At 61.3% G+C, this 12,840-nt stretch carries 10 protein-coding genes; 5 read left to right on the top strand and 5 right to left on the bottom strand.

Annotation, left to right across the window (positions count from 1 at the left end; all coding sequences use genetic code 11):
- Window positions 1-49: 49 nt before the first annotated feature.
- The 4 genes from lepB to lptF form a co-directional block, all read right to left on the bottom strand.
- Entirely contained in the window at window positions 50-904 is an 855-nt protein-coding gene (gene lepB / locus LQ215_RS07950) for a signal peptidase I (protein WP_230148627.1), read from the bottom strand.
- A gap of 5 nt (window positions 905-909) precedes the next feature.
- Window positions 910-2,709 carry a translation elongation factor 4 gene (gene lepA, locus LQ215_RS07945; protein WP_003205274.1) on the bottom strand — a complete coding sequence of 600 codons (1,800 nt, stop codon included), beginning with the start codon at window positions 2,707-2,709 and terminating at the stop codon, window positions 910-912.
- Window positions 2,710-2,947: 238 nt separating this feature from the next.
- Complete coding sequence (lptG, locus tag LQ215_RS07940; RefSeq protein WP_230148625.1) at window positions 2,948-4,009, bottom strand: LPS export ABC transporter permease LptG; 1,062 nt, start codon at window positions 4,007-4,009, stop codon at window positions 2,948-2,950.
- On the bottom strand, window positions 4,002-5,123 hold the full coding sequence (gene lptF / locus LQ215_RS07935; RefSeq protein WP_230148623.1) for an LPS export ABC transporter permease LptF: 1,122 nt from the start codon (window positions 5,121-5,123) through the stop codon (window positions 4,002-4,004). Before lptF ends, lptG begins: the two co-directional genes overlap by 8 nt.
- 315 nt (window positions 5,124-5,438) lie before the next feature.
- Here lptF and LQ215_RS07930 point away from each other — a divergent pair, with 315 nt between their 5' ends.
- The 5 genes from LQ215_RS07930 to rlmF all read left to right on the top strand — a co-directional run bounded on the left by LQ215_RS07930 (window position 5,439) and on the right by rlmF (window position 12,145).
- Window positions 5,439-6,929 carry a leucyl aminopeptidase gene (locus LQ215_RS07930; protein ID WP_230148621.1) on the top strand — a complete coding sequence of 497 codons (1,491 nt, stop codon included), beginning with the start codon at window positions 5,439-5,441 and terminating at the stop codon, window positions 6,927-6,929.
- Between the two features lie 60 nt (window positions 6,930-6,989).
- A complete protein-coding gene (locus tag LQ215_RS07925; RefSeq protein ID WP_003205282.1) occupies window positions 6,990-7,418 on the top strand; it encodes a DNA polymerase III subunit chi in 429 nt (142 codons plus the stop codon).
- A gap of 8 nt (window positions 7,419-7,426) precedes the next feature.
- The gene (locus tag LQ215_RS07920) at window positions 7,427-7,792 is read left to right on the top strand and encodes a DNA polymerase III subunit chi (RefSeq protein WP_230148619.1); all 366 of its coding nucleotides are present in this window, start codon (window positions 7,427-7,429) and stop codon (window positions 7,790-7,792) included.
- A 223-nt stretch (window positions 7,793-8,015) separates the two neighbouring features.
- Window positions 8,016-10,862 (top strand): valine--tRNA ligase, encoded by a 2,847-nt coding sequence (locus LQ215_RS07915; RefSeq protein ID WP_230148617.1) that lies wholly within the window; start codon window positions 8,016-8,018, stop codon window positions 10,860-10,862.
- 257 nt (window positions 10,863-11,119) lie between these two features.
- A complete protein-coding gene (gene rlmF / locus LQ215_RS07910) occupies window positions 11,120-12,145 on the top strand; it encodes a 23S rRNA (adenine(1618)-N(6))-methyltransferase RlmF (protein WP_230148615.1) in 1,026 nt (341 codons plus the stop codon).
- An 88-nt stretch (window positions 12,146-12,233) separates the two neighbouring features.
- On the opposite strand, the gene LQ215_RS07905 is transcribed toward rlmF, so the two are convergent.
- Window positions 12,234-12,515 (bottom strand): HU family DNA-binding protein, encoded by a 282-nt coding sequence (locus LQ215_RS07905; protein ID WP_058544106.1) that lies wholly within the window; start codon window positions 12,513-12,515, stop codon window positions 12,234-12,236.
- Window positions 12,516-12,840: the final 325 nt, after the last annotated feature.

Genomic DNA, 12,840 nt, shown 5'->3' with positions numbered 1-12,840 from the left:
CAGGCTCCAGAAAAGCATTCGGCGCTGTGTTCAACAGCGCCGTGTGTGATTACTTGATCAGGCCAACCCGCGAGAAATTCGGCAGGTGACTGAGTTTGGGTTCCGGCCAGCTCATCCAGACCGCAAAGGCCTTGCCGACGATGTTCCGGTCCGGGACCATGCCCAGCAGGTCCTTGGGAATGTTCGGATCATCCCAGTACCGGCTGTCGTTGGAGTTGTCGCGGTTGTCGCCCATCATGAAGTAGTGCCCCGCCGGCACGGTCCACGAATGGTCCGGTGTAGCGCGGTAGCGGCTCATTTCCTTGCGGATCAGGTGCTCGGCCTCGCCGAGTTTTTCCCGGTAGAGCTCGGCACTGCCCAGCGTACCCGGCTCGGAGCCGAGCAACTGTTCGGCCACCGATTCGCCATTGACGAACAGGCGCTTGTCGGCGGTGTAGCGAACCGTGTCGCCCGGCAGGCCGACCACACGCTTGATGTAGTTGACGTTCGGGTCGCTCGGGAAGCGGAACACCATGACATCGCCGCGTTGCGGGTCACCCACCTCGATGACTTTCTTGTCGACCACCGGCAGGCGGATCCCGTAGGAGAACTTGTTCACCAGGATGAAATCGCCCACATCCAGGGTCGGCTTCATCGAGCCGGACGGGATCTGGAACGGCTCCACCAGGAACGAGCGCAGCACCAGCACGATGAACAGCACCGGGAAGAACGACTTGCCGTACTCGACCAGCAGCGGTTCCTTGTTGAGCTTTTCGACCACCACACCATCAGGCTGGCTGACGCTGCCCTGATAAGAGGCGATGGCCGCCCGGCGCCGAGGCGCCAGGAACAACAGATCAATCAACGCCAACAGGCCGCAGACAAATACGGCGATAACCAGCAACAGCGGGAAATTTAGCGACATAGGACCTAACTATCCAACCTGAGCACCGCAAGGAAGGCTTCTTGTGGAATTTCCACGTTACCGACCTGCTTCATGCGTTTTTTACCGGCCTTCTGCTTTTCCAACAGCTTGCGCTTACGGCTGACGTCGCCACCGTAGCATTTGGCCAATACGTTCTTTCTGAGCGCCTTGACGGTTGTACGCGCCACAATCTGCCCGCCAATGGCGGCCTGGATTGCCACATCGAACATCTGCCGCGGAATCAGTTCCTTCATCTTCTCGGTCAATGCACGACCTTTGTAGTGCGCGTTGTCACGGTGCACGATCAATGCCAGGGCATCGACTTTCTCACCGTTGATCAGCACATCCAGCTTCACCAGATTAGCCGATTGGTAACGATCGAAATGATAGTCCAGCGAAGCATAGCCGCGACTGGTGGATTTAAGGCGGTCGAAGAAGTCCAGCACCACTTCGTTCATCGGCAGGTCGTAGGTCACCTGGACCTGCGTGCCGAGGAACAACATGTCGTGTTGTACGCCACGCTTCTCGATGCACAACGTAATGACGTTGCCCAGGTGCTCCTGAGGCACAAGGATGTTGGCCCGCACGATCGGCTCGCGCATGTCTTCGATGGCCGACAGGTCCGGCAGCTTGGACGGGTTATCGACGTAGATGGTTTCGCCGTTCTTGAGCAGCAGCTCGAAAATAACCGTCGGTGCCGTGGTGATCAGGTCCAGGTCGTACTCGCGCTCCAGGCGCTCCTGGATGATTTCCATGTGCAACATGCCCAGGAACCCGCAACGGAAGCCAAAGCCCAGGGCGTCGGAGCTTTCCGGGGTGTATTGCAGGGAAGAGTCGTTCAGGGTCAGCTTTTGCAGGGCTTCGCGGAAATCCTCGAAATCGTCGGAGCTGACCGGGAACAGGCCGGCATAGACCTGCGGCTGGATGCGCTTGAAACCTGGCAGCACATCGACGTCGGGGGTGGAGCTCAAGGTCAGGGTGTCGCCGACCGGCGCCCCGTGGATATCCTTGATGCCGGCGATGATGAAGCCCACTTCACCGGCCTTCAGGTCTACGGTGGCGGTGTGTTTCGGGTTGAATACACCGACGCTGTCCACCAGGTGGATCTTGCCGGTGGACTTGACCAGGATCTTGTCGCCCTTCTTCACGCGGCCATGGCGCACGCGAACCAGGGACACCACGCCCAGGTAGTTGTCGAACCAGGAGTCGATGATCAACGCTTGCAGCGGATCTTCGATGTTGCCGGTCGGCGCGGGAATGGTGTGCACCAGGCGCTCGAGCACTTCATCCACGCCCAGGCCGGTCTTGGCACTGCAGGTGACCGCGTCGGTGGCGTCAATGCCGATGATTTTCTCGATTTCTTCCTTCACGCGGTCCGGATCGGCCTGGGGCAGGTCGATCTTGTTCAACACCGGCATGACTTCCAGGCCCTGCTCGATGGCCGTGTAGCAGTTGGCAACCGACTGGGCTTCGACGCCCTGGCCAGCATCAACCACCAGCAGCGCACCTTCACAGGCCGCCAGCGACCGGCTGACTTCATAGGTGAAGTCGACGTGGCCCGGGGTATCGATGAAGTTCAGCTGATAGGTGATGCCGTCGCGGGCCTTGTAGTAGAGGGTAACGCTGTGGGCCTTGATGGTGATCCCGCGTTCACGCTCAAGGTCCATGGAGTCCAGAACCTGGGCTTCCATCTCACGCTCGGCCAGGCCGCCGCACATCTGGATGAAGCGATCGGCCAGCGTCGACTTGCCATGGTCAATGTGGGCGATGATGGAGAAATTGCGGATATGACTCAAATCACTCACGGATCAACACTCAAAAAGGCTGCAGGCATAGCCCGCCGAAAAATAGCCGGGAATTGTACCTGATACAGCGCACAAGCGTCACGTTCGCCTGTCGATGACAACATGTGGCGAGGGTCTGTAGGAGCTGTCGAGCGAAGCGAGGCTGCGATCTTTCCACTGACAATCGAATCGAAAGCGAGAAGATCAAGATCAAAAGATCGCAGGCTTCGCCAGCTCCTACAGGGACGCGTGGCGTCGCTCAACCGGCCCGACGCAACAGCCAGAGCCCGGCCAGCGCGCAGACACCGGCCGGCACCAGCACCGCAAACAGCGGCGAGAAGCCGAACACCAGGCTCGACGGCCCCAGCAGATCCTGGGCAATGCGGAAAGTGAAGCCCACCAGCACGCCGGTAAACACCCGCTGACCAAGGGTCACCGAACGCAGCGGACCGAAGATGAAGGAAATGGCCATCAACACCAAGGCGGCGGTGACCAACGGCTGCAACACCTTGACCCAAAAAGCCAGCCAGTAGCGGCCGTTATTCAAGCCCTGGTCCGCCAGATAGTGGATATACCCCCACAAGCCGGTAATCGACAGGGATTCAGGTGCCATCACCACGGTGCTGAGCAACTGCGGGCTGATCGACACGTCCCAACGTTCCTGCGGGGCGGCGACCACCTCGGTGCGCTTGTCATGGAACAAGGTGGTAGTGACATCGCTCAGCTGCCAGTGGTCCTCGGCGAAATTGGCGCGCTTGGCAAAGCTCGACGACAGCATGTGACGCTGGTCGTCGAAGCGATACCGGGTCACGCCGTACAGAATGCCGTTGGGCTGGACCGAGTTGATGTGGATGAACTCGTCGCCCTGGCGGTGCCAGAGGCCGTGCTTGGCGCTTTGCGCATCACCGCCGCCCTGGGCCAGGGAACGGTTGGCCTGGGCAGTATTTTCGGTGGCTGGGGCGATGTATTCACCGATCAATACCCCCACCAGCATCAACACCAGCATGGGTTTCATCACTGCCCAGACGATCCGACCAATGGACACGCCGGCGGCGCGCATGATGGTCAGTTCGCTGTTGCTGGCCAGGCTGCCCAGGCCGATCAGGCAGCCGATCAATGCGGCCATCGGCAGCATGTCGTACAGACGCCGTGGCGCGGTCAGTAGCACGTAGCTGGCCACGTCCATCAAGGTATAGGTGTCGCTGACGTCGCTCATTTCATCGATGAAGGCAAACAGGGTCGCCAGGCCGAGAATGATCCCCAGCACCGCAAGGATCGCCATGAACACACTGCTGCCGATGTAGCGATCGAGCTTAACCACGGGCCACCTCCAGCGCGCTGCGACGACTGGCCAGCTTCAGGCGGAGCGGCTCCCAATAGAGCAGCCCCAGGCCGATGGCCAGGAAGATCGAGTGCACCCACCACAGGCCCAGGGCTGGCGGGATCTTGCCTTTCTCCAACGCACTGCGGGCGGAAATCAGGATGGTCAGGTAAGCCATATACAGAAGAATCGCCGGCAGCAGCTTGAGGAAACGCCCTTGGCGCGGATTGACCCGCGACAGCGGGACCGCCATGAGGGTCACGATGAACACCAGCAGCGGCAAGGACAGGCGCCATTGCAGCTCGGTACGGGCACGAATGTCGTTGTTGCCCAGCAGGCTCGCGGTGGGCATCGCGTCGCGGTCAGTGACTTCGTCGCTGACCTCGGGCTTGGGCAACAGCACGCCATAGGTGTCGTACTGGATGGCCCGGTAATCGGCCTGCCCCGGCTTGCCGTCATAGCGATAGCCGTTTTCCAGGATCAGGTAGCGGTTGCCGTCGGGGTTGATTTCCTGCCGGCCCTTCTCGGCCACCAGCACGGAAATGCCACGGTCCTTCTTGGTATCCGAAGACAGGTTCTTTTGTGTAATGAAGACGCCGCCCAGGTCGATCCGGTCGTCCGAGAGCTGTTCGGTATAGGTCACCCGCGTACCGTCGCGCAGGGCCTGGAAACGCCCCGGCACCAAGGTGTCGAACTCGGTCATGGCGTCCTGCTGGTTGATCAGCAACTGGAACTGGTTGGCGCCCTGGGGTGCCAGGCTCAGGCTCAGCCAGGCCACCACCAGCGCCACCAAAGTGGCCGGGAACAGCGTTATGCGAAACAGGCGCTGCTGGCTCATGCCGGTGGCCGACAGCACGGTCATTTCGCTGTCCAGGTACAAGCGCCCGTAAGCCAGCAGGATGCCGAGGAACAACCCCAGCGGCAGGATCAATTGCAAGAAGCCCGGCAGGCGGAACCCCATGATCAGGAACAGCGAGCCCGGGTCCAGGGCGCCGGAGGCCGCCTGGGCGAGGTATTTGATGAAGCGCCCGCTCATGATGATGACCAGCAGCACGGCGCTGACGGCGCTCAGGGTCAGCAGGACTTCACGGGATAAATAACGGAAGACGATCAAACCAGACACTCCAGGATTGTCAGGCTAAGGCGGCCAAACAAGAAACGTATCGAGCCAGCTCATGCAGCGAGCCGCCCAAAAAAGAGCCGCATTATCCTGTGATTGGAGGCGCCTGTCACTGCGCACGCTTTAAGCACACGCTTCACAAGGTCAAAAAGTTAACCGCTACCAGGGTTGTCAGGCTCGGCCGCCGGGGTTCAAACTGCGGCCTTTGTCGCCGGCACGTACCGGCGCTTCTCTTATATAGAAGACAGCTGCTCAGCGCGCCACTGTCTCGGCGCCTGGCCTCTTGACCATTGACTCAGGGATCCGGACATGGAACTGGTTGTAAAAAGCGTCAGCCCAGAAACGTTGAAAACCGCCACACTGGTAGTTGCCGTGGGCGAAGACCGTAAGCTCGGCGTGGTCGCCACCCAGCTCGATACCCTGAGCGGCGGGGCCATCAGCGCTGTGCTCAAGCGCGGCGACCTGGCCGGCAAGGTCGGCCAGAGCCTGTTGCTGCACAACCTGCCCAACCTCAAGGCCGAGCGCGTGCTGCTGGTGGGCGTGGGCAAGGACGCTGAACTGGGCGACCGTGCGTTGCGTAAAATCATTGCCGGCGTGCTGGGCACCCTCAAGGGCCTTGGCGGCGCTGATGCTGCCCTGGCGCTGGACGAGTTGGTGGTCAAGGGCCGCGACAGCTACGGCAAGAACCGCCTGCTGGCCGAGACCCTGGTGGACGGCGAATACCAGTTCGACCAATTCAAGAGCCAGAAAGCCGCACCCCGCACCCTGAAAAAAATCACCCTGCTGACCATCAAGGCCGCCCAGGCTGAAGTCCAGCGTGCCGTGACCCACGCCACCGCGATTGCCAACGGCATGGCGTTCACCCGCAACCTGGGCAACCTGCCGCCGAACATCTGCCACCCGACGTTCCTCGGCGAACAAGCCAAGGCACTGGGCAAGGAATTCAAGGGCCTGAAGGTCGAAGTCTTCGACGAGAAGAAGATCAAGGACCTGGGCATGGGTTCGTTCTATGCCGTCGGCCAGGGCAGCGCCCAGCCGCCACGCCTGATCGTGATGCAATACAACGGCGGCAAGAAATCCGAGAAGCCGTACGCACTGGTCGGCAAGGGCATCACCTTCGACACCGGCGGCATCAGCCTCAAGCCGGGTGCCGGCATGGATGAGATGAAGTACGACATGGGCGGCGCCGCGAGTGTGTTCGGCACCCTGCGCGCCGTGCTCGAACTGCAACTGCCGATCAACCTGGTGTGCATCCTGGCCTGTGCCGAGAACATGCCCAGCGGCACGGCCTCGCGCCCGGGTGACATCGTCACCACCATGAGCGGCCAGACCGTGGAAATCCTCAACACCGACGCCGAAGGCCGCCTGGTGCTGTGTGACGCCCTCACCTACTCCGAGCGCTTCAAGCCGCAAGCAGTGATCGACATCGCGACCCTGACCGGCGCCTGCGTCGTCGCCCTCGGTGCCCATACCTCGGGCCTGCTGGGCAACAACGACGAACTGATCGGCCAGCTGCTCAGCGCCGGCCAGCAAGCCGACGACCGTGCCTGGCAGTTGCCATTGTTCGACGAGTACCAGGAACAACTGGACAGCCCGTTCGCCGACATCGCCAACATCGGCGGCCCGAAAGCCGGGACCATCACCGCGGCCTGCTTCCTGTCGCGCTTCACCAAGAACCTGAACTGGGCACACCTGGACATCGCCGGCACGGCCTGGACCAGCGGCGGCAAGGACAAGGGCGCCACCGGTCGTCCGGTGCCCCTGCTGACCCAGTACCTGCTGGACCGCGCCAAGGCCTGACACCAATGACCGTCGCTGGCGTCACCTTCGGGTGGCGTCAGCGGCGGCTCAGGAACCGTAATGACCAAAGTCGATTTCTATATCCTGCCCAGCGCCGATCCGTCGGCGCGGCTGGATTTCGCCTGCAAGCTCGTTGAAAAGGCCTGGCGCATGGGGCACCGCATCTACCTGCATTGCAGCGATGCCGCCCAGCGCGAAGACCTGGACGCACGCCTGTGGGCCTTCAAGGGCGAGAGCTTCGTGCCCCACGGCCCGGCCGAGAGCGAACCCGAGGGGTTGATCGTGCTGGGGCTGGGGGATGACTGCGGTCAGCACCAGGACCTGCTGGTCAACCTCGACCTGAAAGTACCGGCCTTTGCCCAGCGCTTCGCCCGTGTGGCGGAAGTGGTGGTCGAAGACCCGGCCATCCGACAAGCCGCGCGGGAGAGTTTCCGTTTCTACCGCGAACAGGGCTATCCTCTGCAAGACCACCGTTTACAGCGACTCTGAGCCCTACGATGGACACTCCAAAACCGCCACAAAAGCCCGCGCACCTGCTGGATGACCTCGAGTCGATCCGCCAACTGCTCGGCGACGACAACCTACAACCGCCGCTGCTGACCGACACGGTCGTGCACGAGCCGGCGCATGACGAACAGATCCCCCTGCTGTTCGACCCGATCAACGGCCAGCCTGAACCCAAGCCCGCCGCCAAGACCGAAGCCAAAGGGCCCGACGCCCTGCTGCACCTGGACCGCGAACTGCGCGCTGCGGCGCAGTTGATCATGCAAGACGTCATCGACGACTTCGCCCCGCACATCGAGACCGAGATCAAGCGCCGGCTGGATGCGCGGATGGAGCGGTTGCTCAGCCAGTACGAATAGCGTCCCCTCCCTAATTGTGAACACCCTGTGGGAGCGAGCCTGCTCGCGATAGCGGTCTGTCAATCAACATGGATGTTGAATGTGATGGCCTCATCGCGAGCAGGCTCGCTCCCACAGGGTTCAACTGAACCTGCATTCAGCTTGCTGCATGTGGCTTGCACCAGCCCCGCCCGCTATACTTCCCGGCTTTTCCTGAATAAATGCCAATAGGGTCCCGCCGCGCATGGATAAGACCTACCAGCCGCACGCCATTGAAACTTCCTGGTACAACACCTGGGAGTCCGAGAATTATTTCGCTCCGCAAGGCGCGGGCGATTCCTACACCATCATGATTCCGCCGCCGAACGTCACCGGCAGCCTGCACATGGGCCACGGTTTCAACAACGCGATCATGGACGCGCTGATCCGTTTCCGGCGCATGCAAGGTCGCAATACCTTGTGGCAGCCGGGCACCGACCACGCCGGTATCGCCACGCAGATGCTGGTGGAGCGCCGCCTCGAAGCCCAGGGCCAGAGTCGCCATGACCTGGGCCGCGAGAAATTCCTCGAGAAAGTCTGGGAATGGAAAGACGAGTCCGGTGGCAACATCAGCCGCCAGATCCGTCGCCTCGGCTCGTCCGTGGACTGGAGCCGCGAGCGCTTCACCATGGACGACGGTCTTTCGGAAGCGGTGAAGGAAGCCTTCGTGCGCCTGCATGAAGACGGGCTGATCTATCGCGGCAAGCGCCTGGTCAACTGGGACACCAAGTTGCACACGGCCATTTCCGACCTCGAAGTGGAGAACCACGACGAGAAAGGTTTCCTGTGGAACCTGAAGTACCCGCTGGCCGACGGCGCCAAGACCGCCGAAGGCAAGGATTACCTGATCGTCGCCACCACGCGTCCGGAAACCATGCTGGGCGACGCCGCCGTGGCGGTGAACCCGAACGATGAACGCTACCAGGCCCTGATCGGCAAGTTCGTCGAACTGCCCCTGGTGGGCCGTCGCATCCCGATCATCGCCGACGACTACTGCGACCCTGAATTCGGCACCGGCTGCGTGAAAATCACCCCGGCCCACGACTTCAACGACTACGAAGTCGGCAAGCGCCACAACCTGCCGCTGCTGAACATCTTCGACAAGAACGCCAACGTCTTGCCGGCCGCCCAGGCATTCAATCTCGATGGCACGCTGAACGAAAGCGTCGACGGCCAGATCCCGGCCGAATACGCCGGCCTGGACCGCTTCGAAGCACGCAAGCAGATCGTCGCGGCGTTCGATGCCGCCGGCCTGCTGGTCAGCGTCGACGATCACGCCCTGAAAGTCCCGAAAGGCGACCGCTCCGGCACCATCATCGAGCCGTGGTTGACCGACCAGTGGTACGTGTCCACCAAGCCGCTGGCCGAGCCTGCGATTGCCGCTGTCGAAGACGGCCGCATCCAGTTCGTGCCCAAGCAATACGAAAACATGTACTTCTCGTGGATGCGCGACATCCAGGATTGGTGCATCAGCCGCCAGCTGTGGTGGGGCCACCGCATCCCGGCCTGGTACGACGAGTCGGGCAAGGTCTATGTCGGCCGTGATGAAGCCGAAGTCCGCGCCAAGCACAACCTCGGCCCGGACGTTGCCCTGGCGCAGGACAACGACGTCCTCGACACGTGGTTCAGTTCCGGCCTGTGGACCTTCTCCACCCTGGGTTGGCCGCAGCAGACCGAGTTCCTGAAGAAATTCCACTCCACCGACGTCCTGGTCACCGGTTTCGACATCATTTTCTTCTGGGTCGCCCGGATGATCATGCTGACCATGCACCTGGTGAAGAATGAAGACGGCACGCCGCAAGTGCCGTTCAAGACCGTCTACGTCCACGGCCTGGTGCGCGACGGCCAGGGCCAGAAGATGTCCAAGTCCAAGGGCAACGTCCTCGACCCGCTGGACATCATCGACGGCATCGACCTGGAAACCCTGGTGCAGAAACGCACCTCCGGCCTGATGCAGCCGAAACTGGCGAAGAAGATCGAGAAGGCCACCCGCGAAGAGTTCGCCGAGGGCATCGCCAGCTACGGCACCGATGCCCTGCGCTTCACCTTCTGCTCGCTGGCGTCCACCGGTCGCGACATCAAGTTCGACATGGGCCGCGTCGAAGGCTATCGCAACTTCTGCAACAAGATCTGGAACGCCGCGCGCTACGTGCTGGACAAAGGCGAAGACTGCGGCCAGAACGGCGAAGCCTTTGAGCTGACCCTGGCCGATCGCTGGATCATTTCGCAGTTGCAACGCACCGAGGCCGAGGTAACTCGCCAGCTCGATCAGTTCCGCTTCGACCTGGCCGCACAAGCCTTGTACGAGTTCATCTGGAACCAGTACTGCGACTGGTACCTGGAGCTGTCCAAGCCTGTGCTGTGGGACGAAAACGCCCCGGTCGAACGCCAGCGCGGCACCCGTCGCACCCTGGTGCGCGTGCTGGAAGTGGCCCTACGCCTGGCGCATCCGTTCATGCCGTTCATCACCGAGGAAATCTGGCAGCGCATCGCACCGCTGGCGGGCATCCAAGGCAAGACGATCATGCTGCAACCGTGGCCGGTGGCCAACGAAAGCCGCATCGATCCGGCGGCCGAAGACGACATCGAGTGGCTCAAGACCTTCATGCTCGGCCTGCGTAACATCCGCGCCGAAATGAACATCGGCCCGGGCAAGCCACTGGCCCTGTTCCTGAAGAACGCCAGCGCCGAAGACCTGCGCCGCCTCAACGAAAACGAGGCGCTGCTCAAGAAACTGGCGAAGCTTGAATCGGTGACGGTCCTGGCAGCCGGCGACGAAGCGCCACTGTCGGCCACCGCCCTGGTCGGCGAGATGGAAGTGCTGGTGCCGATGGCGGGCCTGATCGACAAGGCCGCCGAACTGGCGCGCCTGGACAAGGAAATCCTGCGCCTCAAAGGCGAAGTGCAGCGGGTCGGCGGCAAGCTGTCCAACGCCGGCTTCGTCGACAAGGCGCCGGCCGAAGTCATCGAGAAGGAACGGGCCAAACTGGCCGAGGCGGAACAAGCCTTGGGCAAGCTGGCCGAGCAGCACGCGCGGATTGCCAGCCTGTAACGGCGGTTTGCAATGAAAAGGGAGGTCCGATTGGACCTCCTTTTTTATGCCTGTCACTTTCCTTTTCAGGTATCGCAAAACCCATGTGGGAGCGAGCTTGCTCGCGATAGCGGCGGGTAAGCCAACCCATATGCCAACTGACACACTGCTATCGCGAGCAAGCTCGCTCCCACATTTAAACCGCGCAGTCATCAAGACCGGGCCGGATGTGGGACAATGCCCGCCACTTTTTGAACCCTCCCCGAATCGACTCGCCCATGACCGCCCCCCGCACACCCAAACCTGCCCGCCAAAAGCCCAAGTCCGCCCCGGAGGCTAAAACCGGGGCGCCGCGTGAGAAGGCCAGCCTGCATCCGCGCAACCGTCACCAGGGCCGCTACGATTTCCCGGCGTTGATCAAGAGCACGCCGGAACTGGCGAAGTTCGTGATCATCAACCCCTACGGCAAGGAAAGCATCGACTTTGCCAGCCCCGAGGCCGTGCGGGTGTTCAACCGCGCGCTGCTCAAATCCTTCTATGGCATCGCTCATTGGGACATTCCGACCGATTACCTGTGCCCACCGGTGCCAGGTCGGGCGGACTATGTGCATTTCCTCGCCGATTTGCTCGCCAGCCACAACGACGGTGAAATCCCCCGCGGGGCGGCGGTCAAGGTGCTGGACATCGGCACAGGCGCCAACTGCGTTTATCCATTGATCGGCTACAGCGACTACCGCTGGCACTTCCTCGGTTCGGAGATCGATCCGACGGCCATCGCCTCGGCCAAGGCCATCGTCCAGTCCAATGGCTTGAACAAGGCCATCCAGTTGCGCCAGCAAGCCAACCGCACGCAAATTCTCCTGGGCCTGCTGGAAGATGCTGAACGGTTCGACCTGACGATGTGCAACCCGCCGTTCCATGCCTCTCTGGAGGAGGCCACCAAGGGCAGCCAGCGCAAGTGGCGGGCACTGGGCAAGGCCGATCCGAAGCGCAAGCTGCCGGTATTGAATTTCGGCGGTCAAGCTGCAGAGTTGTGGTGCGAGGGCGGGGAAGCCCGGTTCGTGACGCAACTGATCGGCGAAAGTGCGCAGCTGTCTGGGCAAGTGCTGTGGTTCAGCACCCTGGTGTCGAAGGCGTCGAACCTGCCGGCGATTCAAGCCGCGCTGAAAAAGGCCGGGGCGCTGCACAGCCAGGTGGTGGAGATGTCCCAGGGCCAGAAGCAGAGTCGTTTCGTGGCCTGGACCTTCCAGACCGAGGCGCAGCAACAGGCCTGGCGCCAAGCTCGCTGGGTTCGCAAGGATTAGAAAGACACAGCGCCTACGGGTGATTCTCAAGGCAATAAAAAACCGTGCCCGGATCGCTCCGAGGCACGGTTTTTTTTTTACAGCGGTCTTACTTGTTGACCGCGTCGGTCAGGCCTTTGGCCACAACCAGCTTGATCACTTTCTTGGCAGCGATTTCGATGGCAGCGCCAGTCGAAGGGTTGCGGCCGGTACGGGCAGGACGCTCGGTGACTTTCAGCTTGCCAACGCCTGGCAGAGTGATTTCGCCGCCATTTTCCAGCTGATCGGCAACGACTTGGCCCAGTTGGTCCAGCAGAGCACGCACGGTAGCTTTTGGTGCGTCTACAGATTCAGCCAAATCAGCGATCAGTTGGTCTTTAGTAAGAGCCATGTAGTGTTCCTTCCCTATCAAATTCATATGGATTGCAGAGTGCAGTGTCAGCCATCGAGCCCGATCTCTCTTGATCAGGCACCCTCGGCAATCACCGCGACGGATCGGGGTAATAGATGCCGAAAACCGGGTTTGGTTCGACCTGACAGATGCTGAATGCACGCTTAACGCAGTGACATCGCGTAAGACCGGGCAAAACTAGCACAACGCCTCTGAAATATCCGCTTCTAGCTACCCATTTGGTCAGCTTTCTTGCGCTAAACCGTTAAAAAAATGCATATAGGCTGTCGGACGGGTCTGAAAGGGCCTTTGCCGGGTTCCAAAA

It is taken from the genome of Pseudomonas brassicacearum, assembly GCF_918698105.1.
GTDB lineage: Bacteria > Pseudomonadota > Gammaproteobacteria > Pseudomonadales > Pseudomonadaceae > Aquipseudomonas > Aquipseudomonas brassicacearum_F.
The sequence above is the reverse complement of the archived record's forward strand: the minus strand, read 5'-3'. Positions and strand labels throughout refer to the sequence as shown.

Coding starts and splice junctions, on each gene's coding strand:
- lepB (WP_230148627.1), bottom strand. CDS start 904: ATGTCGCTAAATTTCCCGCTGTTGCTGGTTATCGCCGTATTTGTCTGC.
- LQ215_RS07930 (WP_230148621.1), top strand. CDS start 5,439: ATGGAACTGGTTGTAAAAAGCGTCAGCCCAGAAACGTTGAAAACCGCC.
- LQ215_RS07925 (WP_003205282.1), top strand. CDS start 6,990: ATGACCAAAGTCGATTTCTATATCCTGCCCAGCGCCGATCCGTCGGCG.
- LQ215_RS07920 (WP_230148619.1), top strand. CDS start 7,427: ATGGACACTCCAAAACCGCCACAAAAGCCCGCGCACCTGCTGGATGAC.
- LQ215_RS07915 (WP_230148617.1), top strand. CDS start 8,016: ATGGATAAGACCTACCAGCCGCACGCCATTGAAACTTCCTGGTACAAC.
- rlmF (WP_230148615.1), top strand. CDS start 11,120: ATGACCGCCCCCCGCACACCCAAACCTGCCCGCCAAAAGCCCAAGTCC.
- LQ215_RS07905 (WP_058544106.1), bottom strand. CDS start 12,515: ATGGCTCTTACTAAAGACCAACTGATCGCTGATTTGGCTGAATCTGTA.